General features: G+C 72.2%; 24 protein-coding genes. 12 read left to right on the forward strand and 12 right to left on the reverse strand.

Annotation, left to right across the window (positions count from 1 at the left end; genetic code table 11):
- Positions 1 to 2: 2 nt before the first annotated feature.
- Positions 3 to 860 (forward strand): NAD(P)H-binding protein, encoded by an 858-nt coding sequence (locus LJ657_RS06335; protein ID WP_232647241.1) that lies wholly within the window; start codon positions 3 to 5, stop codon positions 858 to 860.
- A gap of 81 nt (positions 861 to 941) precedes the next feature.
- On the opposite strand, the gene LJ657_RS06340 is transcribed toward LJ657_RS06335, so the two are convergent.
- From LJ657_RS06340 to LJ657_RS06360, 5 genes are all read right to left on the reverse strand, one after another.
- Positions 942 to 1,364, reverse strand: a complete 423-nt coding sequence (locus LJ657_RS06340) for an acyl-CoA thioesterase (protein ID WP_232647242.1) — start codon at positions 1,362 to 1,364, stop codon at positions 942 to 944.
- 77 nt (positions 1,365 to 1,441) lie between these two features.
- Positions 1,442 to 2,098 carry a hypothetical protein gene (locus tag LJ657_RS06345; RefSeq protein WP_232647243.1) on the reverse strand — a complete coding sequence of 219 codons (657 nt, stop codon included), beginning with the start codon at positions 2,096 to 2,098 and terminating at the stop codon, positions 1,442 to 1,444.
- 93 nt (positions 2,099 to 2,191) lie between these two features.
- Entirely contained in the window at positions 2,192 to 2,791 is a 600-nt protein-coding gene (locus LJ657_RS06350; protein ID WP_232647244.1) for a histidine phosphatase family protein, read from the reverse strand.
- Between the two features lie 62 nt (positions 2,792 to 2,853).
- On the reverse strand, positions 2,854 to 4,011 hold the full coding sequence (locus LJ657_RS06355) for a serine hydrolase domain-containing protein (RefSeq protein ID WP_232647245.1): 1,158 nt from the start codon (positions 4,009 to 4,011) through the stop codon (positions 2,854 to 2,856).
- A gap of 66 nt (positions 4,012 to 4,077) precedes the next feature.
- Positions 4,078 to 5,286: a pyridoxal phosphate-dependent aminotransferase gene (locus LJ657_RS06360; RefSeq protein WP_232647246.1), complete on the reverse strand. Its 1,209-nt coding sequence runs from the start codon at positions 5,284 to 5,286 to the stop codon at positions 4,078 to 4,080.
- Between the two features lie 87 nt (positions 5,287 to 5,373).
- Here LJ657_RS06360 and LJ657_RS06365 point away from each other — a divergent pair, with 87 nt between their 5' ends.
- Entirely contained in the window at positions 5,374 to 6,000 is a 627-nt protein-coding gene (locus tag LJ657_RS06365) for a winged helix-turn-helix transcriptional regulator (RefSeq protein ID WP_232647248.1), read from the forward strand.
- A gap of 159 nt (positions 6,001 to 6,159) precedes the next feature.
- Here the strand turns inward: LJ657_RS06365 and LJ657_RS06370 are convergent, their stop codons facing one another.
- Genes LJ657_RS06370 through LJ657_RS06380 form a run of 3 tightly spaced genes read right to left on the reverse strand, consistent with a single transcriptional unit; the run spans position 6,160 to position 9,808 of the window.
- Positions 6,160 to 6,969, reverse strand: a complete 810-nt coding sequence (locus tag LJ657_RS06370; protein WP_232647249.1) for a hypothetical protein — start codon at positions 6,967 to 6,969, stop codon at positions 6,160 to 6,162.
- Complete coding sequence (locus LJ657_RS06375; RefSeq protein WP_232647251.1) at positions 6,969 to 8,252, reverse strand: VWA domain-containing protein; 1,284 nt, start codon at positions 8,250 to 8,252, stop codon at positions 6,969 to 6,971. The genes LJ657_RS06370 and LJ657_RS06375 overlap by 1 nt, the downstream gene beginning before the upstream one ends.
- 44 nt (positions 8,253 to 8,296) lie before the next feature.
- Positions 8,297 to 9,808: an IucA/IucC family protein gene (locus LJ657_RS06380; RefSeq protein WP_232647253.1), complete on the reverse strand. Its 1,512-nt coding sequence runs from the start codon at positions 9,806 to 9,808 to the stop codon at positions 8,297 to 8,299.
- 92 nt (positions 9,809 to 9,900) lie between these two features.
- Between LJ657_RS06380 and LJ657_RS06385 the strand changes: the two genes are divergently transcribed.
- Positions 9,901 to 11,415, forward strand: coding sequence for an IucA/IucC family protein (locus LJ657_RS06385; protein ID WP_232647254.1), 1,515 nt, complete (start codon positions 9,901 to 9,903; stop codon positions 11,413 to 11,415).
- Here the strand turns inward: LJ657_RS06385 and LJ657_RS06390 are convergent.
- The 3 genes from LJ657_RS06390 to LJ657_RS06400 all read right to left on the reverse strand — a co-directional run bounded on the left by LJ657_RS06390 (position 11,400) and on the right by LJ657_RS06400 (position 13,565).
- Positions 11,400 to 11,972, reverse strand: a complete 573-nt coding sequence (locus LJ657_RS06390) for a YbhB/YbcL family Raf kinase inhibitor-like protein (RefSeq protein ID WP_232647256.1) — start codon at positions 11,970 to 11,972, stop codon at positions 11,400 to 11,402. The two genes, LJ657_RS06385 and LJ657_RS06390, sit on opposite strands and share 16 nt — an antisense overlap.
- Positions 11,973 to 12,072: 100 nt before the next feature.
- Positions 12,073 to 12,984, reverse strand: coding sequence for a TIGR01777 family oxidoreductase (locus LJ657_RS06395; protein ID WP_232647258.1), 912 nt, complete (start codon positions 12,982 to 12,984; stop codon positions 12,073 to 12,075).
- A gap of 77 nt (positions 12,985 to 13,061) precedes the next feature.
- Positions 13,062 to 13,565: a MarR family winged helix-turn-helix transcriptional regulator gene (locus LJ657_RS06400; RefSeq protein WP_232647262.1), complete on the reverse strand. Its 504-nt coding sequence runs from the start codon at positions 13,563 to 13,565 to the stop codon at positions 13,062 to 13,064.
- Between the two features lie 131 nt (positions 13,566 to 13,696).
- Between LJ657_RS06400 and LJ657_RS06405 the strand changes: the two genes are divergently transcribed.
- On the forward strand, positions 13,697 to 14,146 hold the full coding sequence (locus tag LJ657_RS06405; protein ID WP_232647263.1) for a DUF6069 family protein: 450 nt from the start codon (positions 13,697 to 13,699) through the stop codon (positions 14,144 to 14,146).
- 336 nt (positions 14,147 to 14,482) lie between these two features.
- Positions 14,483 to 15,748 carry an MFS transporter gene (locus LJ657_RS06410; RefSeq protein ID WP_232647264.1) on the forward strand — a complete coding sequence of 422 codons (1,266 nt, stop codon included), beginning with the start codon at positions 14,483 to 14,485 and terminating at the stop codon, positions 15,746 to 15,748.
- A 129-nt stretch (positions 15,749 to 15,877) separates the two neighbouring features.
- Here LJ657_RS06410 and LJ657_RS06415 read toward each other — a convergent pair whose 3' ends face one another.
- Positions 15,878 to 16,789 carry a LysR family transcriptional regulator gene (locus LJ657_RS06415; protein WP_232647265.1) on the reverse strand — a complete coding sequence of 304 codons (912 nt, stop codon included), beginning with the start codon at positions 16,787 to 16,789 and terminating at the stop codon, positions 15,878 to 15,880.
- A gap of 120 nt (positions 16,790 to 16,909) precedes the next feature.
- Between LJ657_RS06415 and LJ657_RS06420 the strand changes: the two genes are divergently transcribed.
- The 7 genes from LJ657_RS06420 (at position 16,910) to LJ657_RS06450 (ending at position 23,992) form a co-directional block, all read left to right on the forward strand.
- The gene (locus LJ657_RS06420; protein WP_232647267.1) at positions 16,910 to 17,893 is read left to right on the forward strand and encodes a fumarylacetoacetate hydrolase family protein; all 984 of its coding nucleotides are present in this window, start codon (positions 16,910 to 16,912) and stop codon (positions 17,891 to 17,893) included.
- Entirely contained in the window at positions 17,890 to 18,852 is a 963-nt protein-coding gene (locus LJ657_RS06425) for a cyclase family protein (protein ID WP_232647269.1), read from the forward strand. Before LJ657_RS06420 ends, LJ657_RS06425 begins: the two co-directional genes overlap by 4 nt.
- Before the next feature lie 151 nt (positions 18,853 to 19,003).
- Complete coding sequence (locus tag LJ657_RS06430) at positions 19,004 to 20,179, forward strand: FAD-dependent oxidoreductase (RefSeq protein ID WP_232647270.1); 1,176 nt, start codon at positions 19,004 to 19,006, stop codon at positions 20,177 to 20,179.
- The gene (locus LJ657_RS06435) at positions 20,176 to 21,186 is read left to right on the forward strand and encodes an amidohydrolase family protein (protein WP_232647273.1); all 1,011 of its coding nucleotides are present in this window, start codon (positions 20,176 to 20,178) and stop codon (positions 21,184 to 21,186) included. The genes LJ657_RS06430 and LJ657_RS06435 overlap by 4 nt, the downstream gene beginning before the upstream one ends.
- A gap of 12 nt (positions 21,187 to 21,198) precedes the next feature.
- A complete protein-coding gene (locus tag LJ657_RS06440) occupies positions 21,199 to 22,137 on the forward strand; it encodes a VOC family protein (RefSeq protein ID WP_232647274.1) in 939 nt (312 codons plus the stop codon).
- A gap of 116 nt (positions 22,138 to 22,253) precedes the next feature.
- Positions 22,254 to 23,225: a fumarylacetoacetate hydrolase family protein gene (locus tag LJ657_RS06445; RefSeq protein ID WP_232647276.1), complete on the forward strand. Its 972-nt coding sequence runs from the start codon at positions 22,254 to 22,256 to the stop codon at positions 23,223 to 23,225.
- A complete protein-coding gene (locus LJ657_RS06450) occupies positions 23,222 to 23,992 on the forward strand; it encodes an SDR family NAD(P)-dependent oxidoreductase (RefSeq protein WP_232647277.1) in 771 nt (256 codons plus the stop codon). Before LJ657_RS06445 ends, LJ657_RS06450 begins: the two co-directional genes overlap by 4 nt.
- Positions 23,993 to 24,113: the final 121 nt, after the last annotated feature.

A 24,113-nucleotide genomic window follows, 5' to 3' on the forward strand; every position in this document is an offset into this window, starting at 1 on the left:
ACATGATCCTTGTGACGGGTGCCACGGGCACCATCGGCAGTGACGTCGTACGGCAACTCGCGGCGCGCGGCGCGAAGGTCCGCGCCCTGAGCCGGGACCCGGCGAAGTCCCGGGTGCCGTCCTCGGTGCAGACCGTGCCGGGCCACCACCGCGACCGGGCCTCGGTCGAGGCCGCGATGGCGGGCGCGGAGGCCGCCTTCCTGGTGGGCGTCCTCGGGCCGGACGACGCCGGGCACGACCGCGGTCTGGTGGAGGCGGCGCGGGCCGCGGGAGTACGGCGGATCGTGAAGCTCTCCGCCATCGGCACCGGTGAGACCCGGCTGGGCGCGTTCGCGACCTGGCATCTGCCCGGCGAGGAGGCCGTACGGGACAGCGGCCTGCAGTGGACGGTCCTGCGCCCCTCGTCCTTCGCCTCCAACACCCTGGCCTGGGCCGCGGCCGTCCGCGAGGGCACTCCCGCGCCGAACATGCTGGGCGACGGCAAGCAGGGTGTCGTGGACCCGCGGGACGTCGCCGAGATCGCCGCGGCCGCACTGCTCGACCCCGGGCACGCAGGGCGCACGTACACCCTGACCGGTCCCGAGACCCTCGGCGCCCACGAGCAGGCCGCCGTGCTCGGCGAGGTCATCGGCCGTCCGGTGCCGCTCCACGATTTCTCCCCGGAGGAACGTCGCGAGCAGTTCCTCGCGGCCGGCCTCGGCGAGACGTACGCGGACAGCCTCATGGCCGCCGCCCGGTTCATCCACGAGGGCGGCAACGACGTCGTGACCGAGGACCTGCCCAAGGTGCTGGGCCGGCCGGCGCGAACGTACCGGCAGTGGGCCGAGGACCACCGGCACGCCTTCGCACCGGCCGTCTGAGACCGGCGGCGGCCGTCAGTCCCGTACCGGCTGGAGTTGCACGAGACGCCGCAGCGGCTGACCGGCTGACCGCGCGGGTCGCTACAGCCCGAACAGCGTCGGGTCCGTGGACAGTTCCTTGAAGAACTCCCGGGGATCGGGCACCAGCCGTCGCTGCTTCAGGTCCATCAGGCCGACGACCGCGGTGACCTCCGCCGCCACCGTGCCGTCGGCCTTCCGTATCGTCTGCTCGATGTGGAACGTCTTGCCGCCGCCCCACTCGAAGGCGCAGGTCACCTCGACCTCGTCCCCGGCGACCAGTTCACGCCGGAAGCGCAGGGTGGTCTCCAGGGCCGCCGGCCCCACACCCTTGGCCACGAGGGTCGCCTGGGTCAGCCCTGCCGCGTGCAGTAAGGACCAGCGGGCGTGCTCCGCGTAGTTGAGATACACGGCCTGGTTGAGATGCCCCAGCACATCGGTCTCGTACCCGCGCACGGTCACCGGGACGGAAAACGGTTCGGTCACTGCTTTCTCTCCTCGTACAGCTCGCAGTACAGCTCGCACTGATGGACGACGTGACCGACCGATCTTGACATGCCTGTCTATGCGCGGCGGGGCGACGCCAGCACATAACGCGCTCTGGAACGTGCGTCGTTGTGCTCGCCGACCTGCCATCCCGCCGCCTCCAGCGTGGCCGCGCAGGCCCGCAGCGCCCCCGGATCCGGCTCGTGCACGGCGACGGCCTCCGGCTGCGGGGTGGCGCGCACCCGGTACCCGACCAGGTCCGCACCGGCGGGGCGGTGACCGGCCGCCTCCAGGGCGAGCGCGGCGGCCTGCACCAGATGCGTACGTTCCCAGCCGCACGGCCGGTCCACGGCCCCGTCCGGGTTGGTCATCCGCCGCAGCTCCAGCAACCCCTGCCAGGCGCTCCGGACCTCGCGCGTGCGCGCGGACCCGGCATCCGTCCCCGCCTCCTCACCCCCGACGCGCGCGGCGAACACGCCGGCGGAGGCAGTGTTCCCGGCCTCGGCCCCAAGACCGGGATCAGGCCCGGACGCAGGCGTCCCCGCCTCCTCCGCCTCCCGTATCCGATGCCCGGCAGGCGTCAGAAAGCGATCGTGCGGAGGCCGCGGATGCCGGAAGGCGAACCCCCACTTCACCAGCGCCGCCAGCTGCGCCTCCGTACCCCTCAGCCGCCCGGTCACCGGATCGGCGGCATCGATCACACCTCGCTGAGCGGCGGTCGGCGATCGTGTCACGGCATGCTCCCTTCCGACCCCGGGCCCCTCTTCCCACCTCCTCCGAGGCTACGACGAGGGTCTGACAACGCAGGTACGCCCCGTGGCCGGCGCTCACGCCCCGGCCCGCACGTTCCACTCCGCGATCACCGGCCGCCCGTGCTCCGTCCCGAGCCGGCACACCGTCCCCGTGGCCAGCTGGAACAGGGCCCCGCCCGACGGCGGCAGCCCCAGCCGCCGGGCCGTGAGCACCCGTAGGAAGTGGCCGTGCGCCACCAGGACCACGCAGCCCTCGGTGTCGGCGAGTGCCGCGTCCACCTTGGCGAGCGTGCGGTCCGCGCGCTCGCCGACCTGCTCGGGGGTCTCCCCGGGGTGATCCGGCGGCCCGGGCCGCACCCCGTCCCGGAACAGGAACCAGTCCGGCCTGGTGCGCTGGATCTCGACGGTCGTGATCCCCTCGTAGCCGCCGTAGTCCCACTCCCGCAGGTCCGGGTCGACCCGCACGTCCCGCAGCCCGATCAAGTCCGCTGTCTCCCGTGCCCGCTGCAACGGGCTGACGAACGCGGCCCCGACCCGGTGCGAGCGGATCAGCGGCACCAGCTGCCGGGCCTCCTCCCGGCCGCGCTCGGTCAGCGGCACGTCCGTCCAGCCGGTGTGCCGCCCGGACCGCGACCACCCGGTCTCACCGTGCCGCACGAGAAACACGTCGCCCATGCCGCGCACCCTTCCCGTTCGGACCCGCCGGACATGGCCGTGCAGGCCTTACCCCCACCGTGTCACGAGGCCGAGGCCGCCCGCAGTACGGCATCGGCCAGACGGCCGTTCTCGGGCGACGCCCCGACGCCCGAGGGGAAGGCGAAGCGGCGCCGGGTGTAGGCGTAGGCCACCTGGCTCGCCGGGTCGGCGAAGGCCAGCGAGCCCGTCGCGCCGCTGTGCCCGAAGGAGTCCTCGCCGAGGAGCGGGTAGCGGCCGGCCAGGTACTCGAAGCCCACCGCGAAGTGGTCGTCGCCGCCGGTCACCAGGTCGGGGCCGGGCGTCCGCAGCCCGCCGAACAGGGCCGCCGTCTCGCGGGTGAGCAGGGGCGCCCTGCCGTCCACCGTGCTGATCGCGGCGGCGTACATGCCGGCCACCCCGCGCGCGTTGCCCACCCCGCCCGAGGATGTCGGACCGAGGGCCCGCGTCCGGCGGTCGTTCGCGAAGGCGAGCAGGTCGGTGGGCTCGGGGGCGTTCAGGTTGAAGGCGATGAACCGGATGCTGCCGGGGGCGGCCGCGCGTGCCGCAAGCGCGGCGGCCTCCTCGGGGGTGGGCAGGAGCGGCTGCACCTCCCGCCACCGCGGCTCCAGCGCCTCGGGCAGGCCGAGGTGGAAGTCGAGACCGTACGGCGCGCGGACGCGCTCCTCGTACAGCTCCTGGATCGACTTCCCGGTGGCCCTGCGCACCACCTCGCCGGTGAGCGCGCCGATGACGAGCCCGTGGTAGCCGTACCCGCTCTGCGGGTCCCACAGCGGCTTCTGCCCGGCCAGGCGCGCCGCCATGAGCCGGTCGTCGGCCAACTCCCGTGCGCTGAAACCGCCGTCGGCGATGCCGACCAGCCCGGTCCGGTGCTCCAGCAGCTCGCGCAGCGTGAGTCGCTCCTTGCCCTCTACCCCGAACTCGGGCCAGTACGCGGCCACTTCACGGTCCAGATCCAGCACGCCGTCCTGCACCAGCAGCGCGACGACGAGATGCGCCGCGCCCTTGGTGATGGAGAACAGGCTGGTCAGCGAGTCCCCGTCGGTCCCCTCACCGGCCCACAGGTCCACCACCCGCCGCCCGTGGTGGTAAGCCACCAGCTGCGCGCCGGGCTCGTGCCGCTCCCCGGCGAGGAAGGCGGCGAACTCCTCGCGCACGCCCTCGAATCCCTCGGACACCGTTCCCTGTACGTCGTGCGACATGCAAAGCCCCCTGTTCGGTGATCGATACGGAGACCACCAACAGGGGGCGACGCCACGGCATTCCCGCTACTGGCGGTATCCGCTCAGGAACCGCCCGATCCGCCCGATCGCCGCCTCCAGATCGTCCGCGTAGGGAAGCGTCAGGATCCGGAAGTGGTCCGGTGTCGGCCAGTTGAAGCCGGTGCCCTGCACCACCTGGATCTTCTCCCGCAGCAGCAGGTCCAGGACGAACTTCTCGTCGTCGTGGATCCTGTGCACCCTGGGGTCGATGCGCGGGAACGCGTACAGCGCGCCCTTCGGTTTCACGCAGGACACACCCGGGATCTCGTTCAGCTTCTCCCAGGCGACGTTGCGCTGTTCGTACAACCGCCCGCCGGGTGTGGTGAGTTCGCGGATCGACTGACGGCCGCCGAGCGCGGCCTGGATGGCGTACTGGGCGGGCGCGTTGGCGCACAGCCGCATGGAGGCCAGCATCGTCAGGCCCTCCAGGTAGTTCTTCGCATGCTGCTTCGGGCCGGTCACCACCAGCCAGCCCGAGCGGAAGCCGGCCACCCGGTACGTCTTCGACAGGCCGCAGAAGGTGAGGACCACCAGGTCGGGGGCGAGCGTGGCGGCCGAGTGGTGCACGGCGTCGTCGTAGAGGATCTGGTCGTAGATCTCGTCGGCGAAGACCATCAGGCCGTGGCGGCGGGCGAGGTCGAGGATGCCCTCGATGATCTCCTTGGGGTAGACCGCGCCGGTGGGGTTGTTCGGGTTGATGATGACGACGGCCTTGGTGCGGTCGGTGATCTTCGAGGCCATGTCGTCCAGGTCCGGGTACCAGTCGGCCTGTTCGTCGCACAGGTAGTGGACGGCCTTGCCGCCGGCGAGGGTCGTCACCGCCGTCCACAGGGGGAAGTCCGGGGCGGGGATCAGAATCTCGTCGCCGTCCTCCACCAGCGCCTGTACGGCCATCGAGACCAGCTCGGAGACGCCGTTGCCCAGGAACACGTCGTCGACGCCGACCTCCAGGCCCCGTTCCTGGTAGCGCTGGGCGACCGCCCGGCGGGCGGAGAGGACGCCGCGGGAGTCCGTGTAGCCGTGCGCCTGCGGGAGCATCCGGATCATGTCCTGGAGGATCTCCTCCGGCGCCTCGAAGCCGAACACCGCGGGGTTGCCGGTGTTCAGGCGCAGCACGCTGTGGCCCGCCTCCTCCAGTGCGTTCGCGTGCTCGATCACCGGGCCGCGGATCTCGTAACAGACCTCGCTGAGCTTGTTCGACTGCCGGAACTCCATGCTCGCTCGCCCCTCCGCTTTCGTGTGTTGCTTGGTTTTACCAAGTTCGAGCTTGGAAAGTCCAACAACTTGTCTAGACTGCGTCGCATGTCACGACGCCGAAGCTACGACCAGTACTGTTCCGCCGCCCGCGCCCTCGATCTCGTCGGCGACCGCTGGACCCTGCTGATCGTCCGCGAGCTGCTGGCCGGCCCCCGCCGCTACACGGACCTGCACGCGGACCTGCCCGGGGTGAGCACGGACGTACTCGCCTCACGGCTGAAGGACATGGAGCGGGACGGACTCGGCACCCGCCGTCGGCTGCCGCCGCCCGGCGCGTCCTACGTCTACGAACTCACCCCGCGCGGACGGGAGTTGCTGCCCGTTCTGCAGGCGCTGAGCGTGTGGGGCCAGGGCGAGCTGGGCGAGCGGCGGCCCACGGACGCCCTGCGTGCCCACTGGTTCGCGCTGCCCCTGCTGCGCTCGCTGGAGGGGGAGGGGATCGTCGAAGTCCGGCTGGAGGAAGGGGACTTCCATCTGTGCGTCGGCGCCGAGGACGGGCCGCTGTACGGCGACGGGCCCGCACCGGGTGAGCCCGACGCGCGGCTGGTCCTGGACGCCGGGACGGGTGCGGCCCTCGCGTGCGGTGAGCTGAGCCTGGCCGACGCGGTGCGACAGGGGCGGGTCACCGTGACCGGCGAGGGCACCCTGGCGAAGGCGCTGCGCGAGGCGTGATCCGATGGAAGGCCCGCCTGTGGCGGACCTTCCATCGGGGTGTCAGGCGCCCGGCGGGACCGGCGAAGGCCGACCCCCGTCTCAACCGGTGACGGAGGGCACTCCCGCGAAGGGCGAAACGACAGAAGGCCCGCCGGGCGCGAGCCTTCTGGGGGAGCGTCAGGCGCCCGGCGGCACCCGCGAGGGTCGTCCCGAACCGCGTGTCAGCGCATATCCGCCGACGCCCGCGAGCGCGGCCAGCACACCGCCGATCGCCGTCCACACCCACCGGTCCGACCACCAGCCGGACGCCCAGCCGTCCGTGGGCTCGATGCTCGACAGCACGGCGGCCTTCGACGAACCCCCGTCTCCCTCCTCGGACTTGGAGGCCACGGCGATCCCCGGCACCAGCGGCTTCGCCAGCGAGCCGTCCACCGCCGCCGAGCCGCCGATGTCCTTCGAGTCGGCCCGGACCGAGGCGTGGACCGGCTGGCCGAGGTCGGCCGTCGTCAGGTTCAGCACGGTCAGCCGTATGTAGTACGTCCCCGGCAGCGGGTCGTCGGCCCACGGTTCCGACCAGGCGCGCACGGTCCGCAGGGTGCAGGCCAGGTCGACCGCGGCCGTGCCCTGGGCCGCGGTGCGCGTCTGCGCCCCGTACTGGCAGGCCTGGCGGCGCCGCAGTCCGTCGTACACGTCGATCTGCCAGGTCTGGCCGGCATGCGTGTCGGGCAGTTTCACCGTCGCTTTCACGGTGGGGCGCTGTCCGGCGTCCGCGGGGAACGACCAGTACAGGTAGTCGCCCGTGGAGCCGCTCGCCGTGGCCTGCTGCCCCTGCTCGATCTCGGTCGCCGTCCGGAACGACGTACCCGCCGAGGTCGGTGCCGAGCTGCCGTCGGAGGCGCTGGGCGACGGCGAGGAGTCGGCCGCCGCGGGAGCGGCCGCCGGCCCCAGTGCCAGCAGGACCGCGCTCAACACAGTTGTGATCCGCATCAGTTGGTCCTCCAGACCGCGACCCGCCAGCGCGACAGCCAGCCCCAGATCAGACCGGCGAGGAAGCCGACCAGTACCAGTACGCCGAGCAGCCACCAGCCGCGGCCGAGGCCGAAGGAGGCCACGTCGCCCGAGTGGGACGGGCTGCTGACGACGTCCACGGTCAGCTCCAGCGGGAGACCGGGCGTGGTCTTCACCCCGGAGGCCGCCGAGAAGGAGTTGGTGACCTGAAGGCACACCGTCTCGGCTGGGGGTACCCCCTCTGGGGGAGCGTCGTCCGAGTCGCTCTCCGCCTTCGGATAGCGCAGGCCAGTCGAGATCACGTCCGTACGGCCGTTGCCCGTCGCCTCGCCGCGTACGATCTCCCGGCCCTGCGTGGTCACCGCCCGGAGCAGCACGCCGTAGTCCGGGTTCACGGCCCGGTCGGCCGCCACGCTCACCGAGGACCGCAGCTCCTGGCCGGGCTTCACGTCCACGCGGTAGAAGCGCTGCTGCCCGGACTCCTCCCGGTCTGTGTAGAGACCGGACTTCAGGGCCGGCGCGTCCGTGCACTGCGCGGTGCCCTCGGTGGCGACCGGAGTCACCACGGGGTCGGCGGCCCGGTCCACCAACTGGTTGACCTTGTCGGTGAGTTCACCGGTGTGCTCGACCGAGGTGTAGGTGCCGCCGGTCGCCTCGGCGATACAGCTGAGCTGCTTGTTCAGCTTGGTGTCGGGGACCAGGCCGAGGGTGTCGATCGTCATCCCGATGCCCCTGGCGGCGATCTCGCGGGCCACCTCGCACGGGTCGAGCGGGGCGCAGGTGTCCTCGCCGTCGGTGATCAGCACGATCCGCTTGGAGCCCTCGCCGCCCCGCAGGTCGCCGGCCGCCTTGAGGAGGGCCGGGCCGATCGGGGTCCAGCCGGTGGGCGAGAGGGTCGCCACCGCCGTCTTCGCCCCGGTGCGGTCCAGCGCGCTGACCGGGTAGAGCTGCGCGGTGTCCTTGCAGCCCGTCTGCCGGTCGTTGCCCGGATAGTTGGCGCCGAGCGTGCGGATGCCGAGCTGCACCTCTGCGGGGGTCGCGTCGAGGACCTCGTTGAACGCCTGCTTCGCCGCGGCCATCCGGGTCCCGCCGTCGATGTCCCGGGTCCGCATGGAACCACTGACGTCGAGGACGAGATCGACCTTCGCGGTGGCCTCGCCCGTGGGTTCGCCGGCGGTCGCCGCGGCCGGGAACGCGATCCCGGACGCCAGGGCGGCGAGCAGGGCGCACACCCCTGCCGCCAGCCGTTGTCTTCTGATCATCGGCGGATCTTATTGATCAGAGGCGCCGCGCTCCAAAACGAGCGTCAGCGGGCCTCGTGGCGCAGGGGATTGGGCAGCTCGGCCCACTGGTCGCCGGGCGTTCCGGGCGACATCCGCATCAGTGTCAGCGCCTTCGCGGGCAGCGGTTCTTCGAGCAGGGCGAGCAGGTCGGGGGTGCGGGGCAGCTCCCGTACGGCCGTCTCCAGCGCCGCCCCGAGCGCCGGCGCCGAACCCGCCGTACCGGCGAGGGCGCCCGCCACCAGCGACCCGAACAGCTTGCGCCGCAGCGTCGTCACGTCGTCCGTGACGATCCGTCCGGACAGCTCCGGGACCGGGATGCCGTGCCGGGCCAGTCGCGCCGGGCCGACGCGGATGTCGGCGAGGTCGCGGTAGACCAGCCGCAGCGGGGCACCCGTCGGCGAGAGGACGACGAGGAGGTTCTGGCCGTGCGCCTCAAGAGCCACACCCAGCTCCAGCAGGCGCAGGCCCACGGTGAGGGTGAGGCGGGTGAAGTCGGCGAGCCAGGCAGGGGATTCGGGCAGCGCGGTGGTCGCGAGCGCCGCCACCGGCACGACCCGCTCGCCGCGGGCCGTGGAGGCGTACGTCTGCGGCGACTCCCGCACCACGGCGGCGAGGTCCGGGGAGTCGGCCGTGGCCGCGCCCAATGTGCGCGTGACGTGCAGGAGACCGTCGGCGCGCGCCGCCAGGGACTCCGCGAAGGCCGACAACGTCGCCGACAGCGCGATCGAGTAGGCCGAGATGTCCCGCACCGAGGACGTCAGCCGGGCGCTCAGCGCGGTCTTGACGTGCGGTCCGGCGGGCACCGCGAGCGTGCGCAGGGACATCAGCGGGTGCGCGGTGAGCTTCTCCTCGCAGGTCCGCTTGAGCACATGCGCCGCCTGCCACGGGTGCACCGGCAGCAACAGCCGTTCCCCGTCCCGCATGTCGTCCGGCCACGCCCCCGTCACCAGGCACTCGTCGGTGCGGACCGGCAGCATCCCCAGCTCCACCCGCGGCCGGTGCTCGGGCCCGTAGGCGAGCTGCTCGGCCACCGAGAAACCCGGCCTGGAACGGCAGCCCGGGTGGTACGGATGCCCGTCCACCACCCGCTGCTCCCACTCCCAGTCCCGCGCGGGCCACTCGTCCGTGTCACTCTCCTGACCGGCCCGCGACAGCGCCAACGAGGCCACGCTGTGCCCGAGTTCGGCCGCGAAGTCGACGCAGTGCGGCACCGCGAGGTCCGTCATCAGCCACGCCGGATGGTCGTATGCCACGCTGCCGAGTCGTACGGCGGTGACGTACGCGCCGGTGGCGTACGGATCCGCGACCGGCCCGTGCAGCCGCCGCCCGTCGCGAAGGCGCAGGGTGAGGCCGTCCCGTCCCGGGTCCCGGCCGGCGATCCACGGCAGCGGCTCATGGGCGAGCGCCCGCCACAGCCGGGTCAGCACGGCCGCCCGGGCGCCCGGCAGCTCGTCCGCGTACCGTGACTCAAGCGCGGGGCGTACGGCGGCCAGCTCGTCGGCGACCTCGGCCTCCGCGGGATGGGGACGCTGCACGGGCGGGCTCCTCGGGTACGAGTAGGGCGTCACGAACCGTGGTGACGGCATACATACTGATCGTCTCCGCCCGAACGGAACTCAGGGAACGAGTGGATCGCGTGGATCTCATCACCCCGCACGCCGGTGAAGACCCCGCCGGCCGTGCCGACGCATACGCGGCCGCACCGCTCCTCAACTGTCTGCTGCGCGAGGTGGCGGAGCCGGTCGAGCGGGTCGACGGGCACCGCACCTACCGGCTGCCCGGCGTGGACCGGCTGCTGCGCGTCCGCGGCGAACGGCGGCCCGCCGAGCCCGAGGTGTTCGCGGGGGGCCACTGGCACCACATCGGCCACACCGAACTCGTCAAACTCGTCGCCGAGGAACTGCGCCGCCACACGGGCCTGTCCAACCACGAACTCCCCGCCGAGATGATCGACAGCCGCGACGCGGTGGCCGCGCTGCTCGCCGCCCGCGCGCGGGCGGCGCCACCCGAGGACCCGTACCAGCGCTCCGAGCAGTCCCTGATCACCGGCCACCCCTACCACCCGGCCCCCAAGGCACGCGGCGGCGGACCGGTCGCCTGCTGGCTGCCGTACGCCCCGGAGGCCCACGCCCGTTTCCCGCTGGTGCTGCTCGGCGTGCGCGAGGACCTGGTCGTCGAGGAGGGCGACACCTGCGCGTTGGACGCCCTGGGCGAGGCCCCGCCCGGCTACCGGCTGCTGCCCGCCCACCCGTGGCAGCTCGACCTCCTGGACCTCGCGCCCGCCTTCGCCGACGGCCGCCTGATCCGGCTGGGCACGACCGCCTTCGAGACCTGGCCCACGGCCGCAGTCCGCACCCTCTACGCCCCCGGGCACGACCTCTTCCTGAAGTTCAGCCTCGACGTCCGCATCACCAACGACATCCGGCGGCTGTGGCGCCACGACCTGCTGAAACTCCGCCGCACCGACGAGGCGGCGGCCGCCGCGCTCGCCGCGACGGACGGCCCGGCGGCCTGGCTCGCCGACCGCGGCTACCGCACCGCCGCCTTCGCCTTCGAGGAGCTCGCCGTCCTGGTCCGCGACGGACTGCGCGCCCATCTCGTGCCCGGCGCGACCCCGCTGCTCGCCGCGGGCCTGGTGGAGGGCTTCGAGGGCAGCCCGCTCGACGGGACCTCCGACCCGGCGGCCTGGTGGGAGGCGTACCTGAGGGCCGTCGTCCCCCCTGCGCTGGCCGCCTTCGCCGACCACGGCGTCGTACTCGAAGCGCACCTGCAGAACACACTGGTCGCCGTCGACCCGGACGGCACCCCGGTACAGGCGCTGTTCCGGGACGCCGAGGGCGTGAAGCTGCTGCCCGGGGTGTCGCGCGCGGACGGATGGGAACGGCTGGTGTACTGCCTGGTCGTCAACCACCTCACCGAGGTCGCCGCCACCCTGGCCGAACGCCACCCCGGCCTCGACCCCTGGCCCGCCGTACGCCGCGAACTCGCCCGCCACGACCTCCCCGAGACCGCCGCCCTGCTCACCGCGCCGACCCTCCCCGGCAAGACGAACCTGCTGCTGCGCTGGACCGGCGCGGACGGCGCGGACGCCCGCTACCTGCCGCTGCCGAACCCGCTGGCCGCAGGTCAGACGCGCTCGTAGAAGCCGTCGAGGCGGCCGCGCGCGAGCACGTCGCCCGCGGCGGCCAGCACGGCCCGCGGCTTGGCGGTGTCCGGTAGGCAGACACCCTTTCCGACGGTCGGCGGCTTGCCCAGGGCGAACAGCTGGAAGACGTAACGGTGCGGTCCGTGGCCCTTGATCGGCGCGGGCCCGAGGTAGCCCCGGCGCGATCCCGAACTCAGCAGCCGCACACCCTCCGCGGGGCCCTCGGCGTCCAGGCCGCCCTGGGGGAGACCGGTCAGCGACGGGTCGAGCAGGGCGATGCCATGGTTGTACGGCAGGGCCGTCGGAGCGTCGGGATCCTCGATGACCAGCAGCAACCCGACCGTTCCGGCGGGTGCCGTGCCCCAGGTCAGGGCCGGTGAGAGATTCTGTCCGCCGAGACGCTTCCCGGCGTGCGGGGTCGGGATCGCCGTCTCGTGCGTGAAGTCGGGACTGCGCAGCTCCAGCGTGTTCTCGCCGGCCAGGTTCGGCGCGTTCCAGGCGAGGTGCTCGTCCCCGGCCCGCTTGTTCTTCAGCAACTTGCCCAGCACAGCCATGAGTTGCTCCTCGTCAAGGGTTTCGATCCTTATACACGGGGATCGCGACGGTTCGCACAGGAACATTTCGGACTGCGGGCCGGCTGTGACTCACTACCTGTCAGCTGGTGTGGAGAACGGAGTGGAGTGCCATGTCGATCGTGGGGTGTCTGAAGGTGAAACCCGCCTTGTGCAGGGCCGCAGGGACGGCGCGGCAACTGCCTGTGATGCCCGTGGCGAACTCGCCGAGCGCCGCTCTGAGGGCGAAGGCGGGGACGGAGGCGATCGTCGGGCGATGAAGGGCGCGGCCCATCGCTCGCGTGATCTCGCGGTTCGTCAGTGGTTCGGGGGCTGTGAAGTTGACGGGGCCCGTGAGCGTCTCGTCGTCGATCGCGAAGCGCAGTGCCGCGATGTGGTCGGTCAGCGAGATGAACGGCCAGTACTGGTCGCCGGAGCCGAGTCGGCCGCCCAGGCCGAGGCGGAAGAGCGGGAAGAGCCTGCCGAAGGCGCCGCCCTTGGCGGAGACCACGAGGCCGGTGCGGGGGTGCACCACCCGGATGCCTGCCTCCCGGGCGGTGTCCGCGGCGGCCTCCCAATCGACGCAGACGGCGGCCAGGAAGTCGTCCCCGGGCGGCGCGCTCTCCTCGATGGTCCGGCCGCCGGTGTCGCCGTAGTAACCGGTCGCGGACGCGGAGACAAGGACGCGGGGTGGGGTGGACGCTTCGGCGCAGGCCCGCGCGATGGTCCGGGTTCCCAGTGCGCGGCTGCGGCGGATCTCCGCCTTGTACGCGTCGCTCCAGCGCTTGTCTCCGACCCCGGCGCCGGCCAGGTGCACGACGGCGTCCACCGTGTCCAGCGCACCGGGCTGGACACGGCCTGCGACCGGATCCCACCCCGCCGCCTCGCTGCTGTCCCCCGCGGGGCGCGCCGACCGGTCGCGGACGAGGCGAACGACCTGGTGGCCGTCGGTGAGGAGCGAGTGGGTGAGGGCGGATCCGATGAGTCCGGTGGACCCGGTGATCGCGACGCGCATGGCGTCCTCCCGAGCAGGGTTGGCCGGGTGGCCTTGGGGCCACCGGGATGGTGGTCGGACTTGCGAGGTTCTCGGAGTCAGCGGCGATGCCACGGCAGGGCCGCCGGGTAGGCGTCCTCCTCGTCGGCCTGCTTGAGGGAGGCGAGCACGGTGGCAGTGATGGTGGCGAGCTGCTCCACCTGTTCGGGGCTGAGGGCGTCGAACACCACGCGGCGGACGGCGGTCACATGGCCGGGGGCGGCCTTGGCCATCAACTCCATGCCGGCCTCGGTGAGCTCGGCCAGCTGTCCGCGTCCGTCGGCCGGATCCTCCCGGCGCCGCACGTAGCCCGACTCCTCCAGGCGGATCACCGCGCGTGTGAGGCGGCTGCGGGTGAACTTCAACTGCTCGGCGAGCAAGGACATCCCCAGGGCGCGGTCGGGTGCCACGGACAGACGGGCCAGGAGGCTGTAGTCCGCGTGCGTCATGGCCGCGTCGCGCCGCAACTGCTGATCGAGGTAGTCGTTCAGCAGCGTCGAGCAGTCGAGGAAGTTGATCCAGGCTCGCAGCTCCTCGGGAGTGAGCCACCGGGGGGATGTCATGGCGCCCACTCTAACCGAGATGTTTGCCTGTTCAAACACTTCGGAGTAGCGTCCCTGGTGTTTGAGGAATCAAACACCCGTCTTTCTGGCGCCGCACCCTGTCGTTCTTGAGCTCTCCGCAGGAGGTCCCCATGTCCGGTTCCGTCCCCGAAGCCGTATCGTCCACCCCGCCCGCGCCGCGCTCCCGTGCCCTGACCGTGGGCGCGGGGCTTCTCGTGGCGGCTGTCGTCGCCGTCCTCGTAAACGTGGTGGTCGCGGTCCTCGCCCACGCGGCGGGGGCGTCGGACGACTTCGCCGCGCTGCACCCCTCCGCGTACGCGCCGCTGACCGTGTTCGGCGTCGTCCTCGGCGCCATCGGCTGGGCGGTCGTCCGTCGTGTCACCAAGAACCCGGCGGGGCTGCTGCGGTGGCTGGTGCCCGTGCTCGTGATCGTGTCGTTCGCGCCCGACCTGTCCCTGCTCGGCGGCGGCACGCCCGGCAGTGGGCCGCTGGCCGTCGCCGCACTGATGGTGATGCATGTGGTGGTCGCGGTCCTCGCCGTCGCCGCCTATCGGCGTGTCCTGCCGCTGCCTGCCCGCTGACGCTGCCTGGCGTGCGCGGCCGTGCCGGCTGCCGGCATCGGGCGGTGTCCCGGGGGCCGGGACGACCGAGCTCCGGGGCATCGCCGCCCGCGCGCAGGAACGGCCGTGCACGTCTTCCGTCTGTGTGACGGCGGCCCACCCCATCCACCGCGTGGATAACCCGGATACGGGATTCGGATTGCGCTGGGGATGGCACCGGCGCCTTGGCGCCCCCATAGTCGTCGCTACCGCACGCCGCTGTCCGGATGCCGCCGGCGTGCGAGCTTCCCAGCATGCCGTGCGCCCTCGGTGCCCGCGAGGCATGCCCGCTCCCTTACACCGTCCCCTGGAGTCGCCATGCCCGGTTCCGTGCCCCCGCCGCCTCCCGCGGTCGATGCCACCGCCCCGTCAGCCGTCGCCGTGTCGGGCCCGGCCCATCTGCTGCGGGTGACCCTTCTGATGGCGGGCAGTTGTCTGCCGATCCTGGGAGCGGTGCTGATCGCCCCCGTGCTGCCGAAGATGCAGGACCACTTCGCGTCGGTCCCGGGGGCCAGGGCGCTGGTTCCCCTCGCGCTGACCGTTCCGGCGCTGGCGCTGGCGCTGCTGGCACCGTTCGCCGGCGTGATCGTGGACCGGCTGGGCCGCAGGCGCCTCCTGGTCGCGGCGACCCTGCTGTACGCCGCGTTCGGCACCGCCCCGCTCTGGCTGGACTCGCTCGGCGCCATCATCGCCAGCCGCGCCCTGGTCGGAGTCGCCGAAGCCGCGATCATGACCTGTTGCACGACCCTGATCGGCGACTACTACAGCGGTCGGCAGCGGGTGAAGTACCTCGCCCTGCAGACCATGTGCGCCTCGGCGTCGGCCACCGTCTTCTTCGTGCTCGGCGGCGCCGCCGGATCGGCGGGCTGGCGCGTGCCCTTCTGGGTCTACGCCGTGAGTCTGGTGCTCGCCCCGCTGATGGCGACCGCCCTGCCCGACCCGGCGGCCCGTGCGGACCGCGACGAGGCCCCGGCCGAGACGGAGGCCCGCGGCTCGTTCCCCTGGCGGCAGCTGGGCGGCATCTGTGCCCTCACCTTCTTCGGGGCGATGGTCTTCTACACCGTCCCGGTGGAGATGTCGTACCTGCTCGACGACCTCGGGGTGGAGAACACCGGCGTGATCGGACTGGCCACCGCGATCGCCAGTGCCGCCACCGTGGGCGGAGCGGTCACCTTCGCCCGGCTGAAGCGTTCTCCCGACCCGATGCTGCCCGTCGTGCTCGCGGTCTGCGCGGTCGGCTTCGGGGTGATGTTCCTCGCGGGCAACGCCCCGCTGCTGGTCATCGGGGCGGTCGTCAACTGTGTGGGAACCGGCATGCTGCTGCCCGCGCTTCTCACCAGTGCCATGTCCCGCCTGGCGTTCGAGGACCGCGGCCGCGGCACGGGGCTGTGGACGGCGGCCTTCTTCGGCGGTGAGTTCGTCTGCCCGCTGGTGCTGCTCGCCGGGGAGTCCGCGGTCGGCAGTCTCGCCGGTGCGGTGGGCGTGCTGGGGCTGGCCGCCGCCCTCGTCGCGGCGGGGCTGTGGGCGGCCCGCCGCCGGGTGGGCGCCGTGGATCCCCTGCCGTTGCCGGAGCAGTTGGCCTGAGGGTGCGCAGGACGACCGCCGAGAGCGCGTCGATCACGGGCTGCCGCCGGGCCCGGTCGCAGGCGGCCCGACGGCAGCAGCCCCGCGCTCTGGTCGACGGACAGGCCTTCGAGGGGTCCTTGCCTTGCTCTAGCCGTTGCCCGTCAGCGTCGCGCCCACCTCCGCGGCCTTCTGTCGCAGCCAGATGTGGCCCGCGTCCTGCGCGTGCACCGGATGCCACCACATCGCCTCCTGTACCGGTACCGCCTCGAAGGGGCACGGCAGGACGCGCACCGCCGCGGATCGGACCGCCTTGCGCGCCAGGCGCTCCTGGATCATCGCGACCCGACGGGTGCCCTCGACCATGGGCGGCAGCAGCTGGAAGGTCTGCACGGACACCTCCACCTGGGGACTGATCCCTATCATGCTGAGCTGGCGGGCCGCCGGGGCGTCGTAGGGACGCTGGTAGACGGCCCAGGGCAGGCGCCCCAGCTGGTCCAGGGTGAGTTCGTCACCGACCTCGGGGTGATCATCGGCGACCAGGCACAGCCAGCGGTCCTGGTGGAGGTCGACGGCGGGGAATCCGTCGATGACGCCATGCGGCATCAGCAGTCCGTCGACGGTGCTCAGCACCGCCGCGGTGTTCTCCACGACGGAGGGTGCCGGGTGCTGGAAGGTGAGCCGGATGCCGGGCGCCTCCTCGTGCAGGGTGCGGGCGAGTGCGGCACCGAACACGGCCGCCCCGTAGTCGGAGGCGAGCAGGGTGAACTCACGTGACTCCGCCGCCGGGTCGAAGTCGGCCTGGCTGGCGAAGACACGCTCCAGCAGGTCGCACGCGGTGGCGCTGCGCTCGCGCAGGGCGGCGCCGAGCGGAGTCAGCTCGTAGGCGTTGCCGGTCCGGGCGAGCAATTCGTCGTCGAAATGGCGGCGCAGCCGGGACAGCGCGGCGCTCATGGCGGGCTGGCTGAGGCCGATGCGCTCGCCGGCCCGGGTGACATTGCGCTCCTCCAGCAGTGCGCGAAGGGCGAGGACCAGATTGAGGTCGAGTCGGGACAGGTTCACCGGGCAGCCACCTAGCAGCGAGAGTCATCCACGTCATGGATGTGAAGCATCCACAGGATTGATTTCCGTGATTCGTTGATCGGGGCCAGAGTAGACCGCAACCCAGCAGGAGGAAATCTGATGGTCATGCTCGCGCAACCTGCCGGCTCGTTCGCGCTCGGCACCTTCTCCGCCCGGGACGGGGAGCCGTTTCCCGGTCTCCTGGCCGAAGACCGGGTACTCGATCTGCGCAGCGCCCTGGACTGGGCGCCGTCGGGTGTGCGCGCCGTGGTGGAGCGGTGGGAGGAGACCCTCCCCCTCCTGCACGCCCTGGCCGACGACGATGCCCTCGGCTGGCGTCCGCTGGAGGGCCTGCGGGTGCACGCCCCCATCGAGCCGCGGCAGATCTTCCAGTCGGGCGCCAACTACCGGCAGCACGTGATCGACCTGGAGGTCGCCCACCGCTCTCCCGACGACCCGCGTACGGTCGAGGAGGCGCGCGAGGAGATCGCCGCGGTCATGGACCGCCGGGCCGCCGAGGACCTGCCGTACGTCTTCATCGGTCTGCCGAGCGCGATCACGGGCCCGTACGACGACGTGGTCCTGCCCTCATGGGCCGAACAGCCGGACTGGGAGCTGGAGTTGGCGGCCGTCATCGCCAGGCCCGCCCACCGGGTGACGGTCGAGGAGGCGCTGGAGTACGTCGCCGGATACACCATCGCCAACGACCTCACCGACCGGGCCACCGTGTTCCGCCGCGACATGAAGGCCATCGGCACCGACTGGCTGCGCAGCAAGAACGCTCCCGGTTTCACGCCGCTCGGCCCGTGGCTCGTACCTGCCGAGTCGATCGCGGACACCGGTGACCTGCGGGTCACGCTGAAGCTGAACGGCCAGACCATGCAGGACGAGTCCACCAAGGACATGCTCTTCGGAGTCGCCCGGTTGGTGTCGTACGCCTCGCAGACGGCTCAACTCCTGCCCGGTGACCTGGTGCTGACCGGCAGCCCCGCCGGCAACGGCATCCACTGGGGACGCCTGCTGCGCGACGGCGACGTCATGGAGGGTTCCGTCACCGGCCTGGGCGTGCAGCGCACCCGCTGTGTCGCGGAGGGAACGGTATGAGCCTGGACCGCCGCGACCCGGAGGGCGCGATCGCCGAGGCCGCCAAGGCGTACTCCAACTGGGGGCGCTGGGGTGAGGACGACGTGCTCGGCACGCTGAACTTCCTCGACGAGGCCAAGCGACGCGAGGGCGCTGCGCTGGTGCGCCGGGGCGTGAGCTTCTCGCTGTCCCAGCGGTTCGACATGAACGGCCCGCAGAAGGGCTGGCGGCGGCGGACCAACCCCGTGCACACCATGCTCGACACGGGGACCGACGCGGCGCTGGGCAACCAGGGTTTCCCACACGGCATCGGCGGCGCGGACGACGTGATCGCGATGCCGCTGCAGTGCTCCACCCAGTGGGACGGACTCGGGCACATCTTCGACCACGGCAAGGCGTGGAACGGACGGGCCGCCGAGAAGGTCGTCACCTCCGGCGGCGACCTCGTCACCGGCATCGAGCACATGGCGCCGTATGTCGCCGGCCGCGGTGTGCTGCTCGACGTCGGCCGGGTCGTCGGCACGGACGGCGAGCTGCCCGACGGGTTCGCCATCACCGAGGAGCACCTCGGGCAGACCGCCGAAGCCCACGGGGTGACCGTCGGCCGCGGCGACATCGTCCTCGTCCGCACCGGACATCTCGCCCGCGCCCGGCGGGCCGGCTGGGGCGACTACGCGGGCGGCCCCGCGCCCGGCCTGTCGTTCACCAGCGCCGGCTGGCTGCACGGCAGCGAGATCGCCGCGATCGCCACCGACACCTGGGGTTTCGAGGTCCGCCCCAACGAGTTCGACAACGCCTTCCAGCCGCTGCACCAGGTCGTCATCCCCAACGTGGGCCTGCTGATCGGCGAGATGTGGGACCTCGACGCACTCGCCGCCGACTGCGCCGACGACGGCGTGTACGAGTTCTGGCTCACCGCCGCTCCCCTCCCCATCACCGGAGCCGTCGGCTCCCCGGTCAGCCCGATCGCCGTCAAGTAACCCGTACGACTCCCGGATGCGCCGTTCCCCGGACAGCAGCGGCGCATCCGGCCCGCACCCCCGTCCCCACCTCTGGCCCGTGCTCCCAGCGGGCGAGCCGCAGCCCCGCCGCCCGAAGTCGCGCGGCCCAACCCCGGGAGGAATCCCCGACATGGCTGACAGCCGCACTCTCTCCCAGCCTCCGGCCGGGGGCACACCCACCGTCCTGGTCATCGGCGGGGGCGCCGCAGGCAACGCCGTCACCATCCTGCTGCGCCGCGCCGGCATCGCCGTCGACCTGATCGAGGCCAAGCCGGACTGGAACGCCACCACCGGCTCCGGCATCACCCTCCAGGGCAACGCCCTGCGGGTCCTGCGCGAACTGGGCGTGTGGGAACAGGTGAAAGCCTCCGGATACGCCTTCGGCTCGCTGGGCGTGACCGCCCCCGACGGCACCGTCCTGTTCGTCGCCGAGGACATCCAGACCGGCGGGGAGGACCTGCCCGCCACCCTCGGAATGCAGCGCCCCCGACTGCAGCAGATCCTCATCGACACGGTCCGCGCCTCCGGCGCCGACGTTCGCCTCGGCACCACCGCCGAAGCGCTGGAGCAGGACACCGACGGCGTGTCGGTGCGCTTCAGCGACGGCAGCGAGGGCCGCTACGACCTGGTGATCGGCGCCGACGGACTCAACTCCGCCACCCGCGCCGCGATCGGTATCACGGACAAACCCGAGCCGACCGGCATGGCCATCTGGCGCATCGCCGCCCCGCGGCCCGAGAGCGTGACGCGCACCGACCTCGCCTACGGCGGCCCCGCCTACATCGCCGGCTACACCCCCACCAGCGAGAACACCATCTACGCGTACGTCGTCGAAGGGTGCCGCGAACGCACCTCCCTCGACCCGGCCACCTACGCCGACGAGATGCGCCGCCTGGCGCGGAGCTACGGCGGGGTCTGGCCGGAGATCACCAGGAACATCACCGACCCGACGAAGGTCAACTACACCTGGTTCGACCACCTGCTGGTCGAGGACTCCTGGCACCGGGGCCGGGTCGTGCTCATCGGCGACGCCGCCCACTGCTGCCCGCCCACCCTGGCCCAGGGCGCGGCGATGTCCCTGGAGGACGCCCTGGTCCTCGCCGAACTGCTCACCGGGGCCGTGGCCGACGGCCGGGACTGGGACGAGGAGCTGCTCCAGGCCTACCGCGACCGCCGCATTCGCCGGGTGCGCCCCGTCGTCGCGGCGTCCATGCAGATCGCCCAGTGGCAGCTGGACGGCGTGCGCGACGCCGACATCCCCGGGCTGGTCGGACGCACCATGAACCTCCTCAAGGAGCGTCCGTGACCACCACCGCATCCTCCGCGCCGACCATCGACGTCCACGCCCACCTCCTGCTCCCGGAGGTCGAGGAGGCCGTCGCCGGTCATCCCGGTCTCGCCGGGGCCCGCGCCCTCGACGCGCGCCGCAACGGCCCGGCGGCCCTGACCGTGAACGGTCCGATGGTCGGCGCGCGCGTGCCGAAGCTGACGGACGCCGCGGTGCGGCTGGCGGCCATGGACGCGCAGGGCGTGGACGTACAGCTGGTCAGCCCCTCGCCGTCCCACTACCACTACTGGGCCGAGCCCCAACTGGCCGAGAAGGTCTGCCGGCTGGCCAACGAGGGCACCGCCGCACACTGTGCGAAGGCTCCCGACCGCCTGCACGGCCTGGGCCTGGTCCCGCTCCAGCATCCCGACCTCGCGGTCGGCCTGCTCGACCACGCCCTGGACCAGGGACTGAGGGGTGTGGAGATCTCCTCGCACGCGCCCGGCCACGAACTGTCGGACCCGGCGTACGAAGCCCTCTGGTCCCGAGCGGAGGAGACAGGCGCCTTCCTCTTCCTGCACCCGTTCGGCTGCACCCTCGATGAGCGCCTGGACCAGTGGTACCTGTCCAACACCGTCGGCCAGCCCACCGAGAACGCGGTCGCCCTCTCCCACCTGATCTTCTCCGGCGTCCTGGACCGCCATCCGGGACTGAAGCTGATCGCGGCGCACGGCGGCGGCTACCTGCCCACCCACATCGGCCGCTCCGACCACGCCTGGCGGGCCCGTCCCGACGCCCGTGGCTGTGAACGGGAACCGAGCAGCTATCTGAAGCAGCTGTACTTCGACACCCTCGTCCACGACCCGCACGTCCTGCGGGAGCTGCTGCGAGCGGTCGGCCGCGAACGGGTCCTGCTCGGCTCCGACTTCCCCTTCGACATGGGCACCGACGACCCGCTCGGCGCGCTGCGCGCCGCGGACCTGACCGACACCGACTTCCACTCCGTCCGCGGCGGAAACGCCGCCGCCCTGCTCAACCTGGTCTGAGGAGGACCCCCCATGAGTAACCGCCTGCTCACCCACCTCCGCCACGTCGACCTCGCCGTGCCGGACTACGACAAGCAACTCGACTTCTACGCCGGCGTCTGGGGCCTGACGAAGGTCGCCGAGGACTCCGGCATCTCCTTCCTGGCCGCCGAGGGCTCCCCGGAGCAGTACGTCGTCCGGCTGCGCAAGGCCGACGAGAAGCGCCTCGATCTCGTGTCCTACGGCGCCGCTTCGGCAGCCGACCTGGACACGCTCGCCGAGCAACTCCTCGCCGGAGGAGTCCAGTTGATCTCCCGGCCGGGCAAGGTGGAGACCCCCGGCGGCGGTTACGGCTTCCGCTTCTTCGACGTGGACGGCCGCACCATCGAGGTCTCCGCCGACGTCGAGGTGCGCCGGCACCGCAGGATCCAGGAGAAGGAGTCGATCCCGGTCAAGCTGTCGCACGTCGTCCTCAACTCTCCGGATCTGGACAAGACCAGGGCGTGGTACGAGGAGCACCTCGGCTTCCGGCTGTCCGACACGCTCGGTCATCCGCACATCGGCGACGTCATGCACTTCATGCGGATCAGCAACCAGCACCACTCCATGGCCATCGCCAGGGGCCCGCACACCTCGCTGCACCACATCTCCTTCGAGATGCGCGGGATCGACGAGTACATGCGCGGCTCCGGCCGTGTCATCCGCTCCGGTGCCCGCAAGATCTGGGGGCCTGGCCGGCACATGGCCGGCGACAACACCTTCACCTACTTCCTCGACCCGCACGGCAACACGGTGGAGTACACGACGGAGTTGGAGCTGCTGGACGAGGACACCTGGCACCCGCACGTCTACGACTTCTCCCAGCCCGAGGTCACCGACCAGTGGGGCACCGCCAACCCCATGAACGAACTGGTCACCAAGGAGTCCTTCAACGACGTCGACCGCGGCGTCTTCGTCGCCCCGCCGGTCTGATCGGCGGAGCCCTGAGTCCCCGGGGGCGCGGTTGCCCTGTCAACTGCCCTGACTCCCATGCCGCGCCCCCGGCCATCGTGCCCACCCCTCGCGCCGACAGCCGACAGGAAACCGCAATGCGTTTCGCCACGTACGAGCACCGCAACCGACGCCAGGTGGCCGTCGTCGAAGCGGACGGCACGCTCTACCCCCTTCCCGGCGTCAGCTCCCTGACCGGCCTGCTCGCCGAGGGCGGCGGTCTGCCCGAACTGCTCGACGCGGGCTCCGCGATGCTCGACGTCCCGGCCGGCCCCCATGTCTCCGACGTACGCCTGCTGGCGCCGCTTCAGCCGTCCACCGTGCGGGACTTCGTCACCTTCGAGGAACACGTCGAGGGCGTACGACGGTCCGTGGACGGCGCCGCCGGCGTACCGGATCGGTGGTACGCGGCCCCGACGTTCTACTTCGGCAACCCCTACGCGATGTACGGGCCGCACGACGACATCCCCGTGCCGCCGGGGTCGAGCGTGCTCGACTTCGAGCTGGAGGTCGCCGCCGTGATCGGAAAGGAGGGCCGCGACCTCACCCCCGAGCAGGCCCGCGACCATATCGTCGGCTACACCGTCTTCAACGACTGGTCGGCCCGGGACCTGCAGTCCGCCGAGATGCGGGTGGGTCTCGGCCCGTGCAAGGGCAAGGACACCGCCACCACGCTGGGTCCTTACCTGGTCACCGCCGACGAGTTGGGGAAGTACCGCGACGCGGACGGCTTCCTGCGCCTGGCGCTCACCGCCGAGATCAACGGCGAGGTCGTGGGCAAGGATCTGCTGTCCAACATGAGCTGGACCTTCGAGGAGATGGTCGCCTACGCCTCGCGCGGCACCGTCGTCCGCCCCGGCGACGTCCTCGGTTCCGGGACCTGCGGCAACGGCGGCTGCCTCGCGGAGCTGTGGGGCGTACGGGGCAGGCAGGACCCGCCGCCGCTGAAGCCCGGCGACACGGTCACCCTCACCGTCGAGGGCATCGGCTCCGTCTCCAGCACCGTTGTCGCGGGTGCCGATCCGGTGCCGGTTCCCGTCGCCCGACGCCGCACGAGGGAGCGGCCGTGACCGATCTCCATCCCTGGGGGCACCTCCCGGCCGAAGGCGGGGGGAGGCTCCTCGGCAGGGTCGTCGTGGTCACGGGCGCGGCCGGTGGCCAGGGCGCCGCGGAGGCCGAGGCGCTGACCCGCGAGGGCGCCCGGGTGATCGCCGCCGACGTGACCGAGGCGCCCGGCTGCCGCCGCCTCGACGTCACCAGCGAGAAGGACTGGGCCGAACTCGCCGCCGAGCTGCGCGAGGCGTACGGCCAGGTGCACGGCCTGGTCAACAACGCGGGCGTCACCTGGCGGGCCCGGATCGACGACGTACGCCCCGAGGACATGGCCCGGGTCCACGCGGTCAACGTCACCGGCCCGTTGCTGGGCATCCAGCACCTGGCCCCGCTGATGCCACCCGGCTCCTCGATCGTGAACGTCGGCTCCACCGCCGCGCTCAGCGGCCACTACCCGGTCGCCTACACGACCAGCAAGTGGGCCCTGCGCGGCCTGTCGAAGACCGCCGCCATGGAGCTGGGACCCCGCGGCATCCGGGTGAACACGATCCACCCCGGCTTCATCGAGACGGACATGACCGCCACCGCCGCGCCCGCCTTCCGTGAGGCGAACATCCGGGAGACGCCACTCGGCCGCACCGGCACCGTCGAGGAGGTCGCCCCGCTCGTGGTCTTCCTCCTGTCCGACGAGTCGTCCTTCATCACCGGCGCCGAGATCCCGGTCGACGGCGGTTTCACGGCGCACGGCGGCGTCAAGTCGATCTCCGACGCCCTCCACCACTAGCAGCAGAAAGGCCCTCCCACCCATGGACAAGGTCCGCGCGAGCGCGGCCGAGGCGGTCGGCGCTGCCCGTGCCGGGGCCGGCACGGGCAGCGCTGCCGTCGGGCGGCCGGGGCCGCCCGAC

Origin of the sequence: Streptomyces guryensis, assembly GCF_021261325.1 — a bacterium.
GTDB lineage: Bacteria > Actinomycetota > Actinomycetes > Streptomycetales > Streptomycetaceae > Streptomyces > Streptomyces guryensis.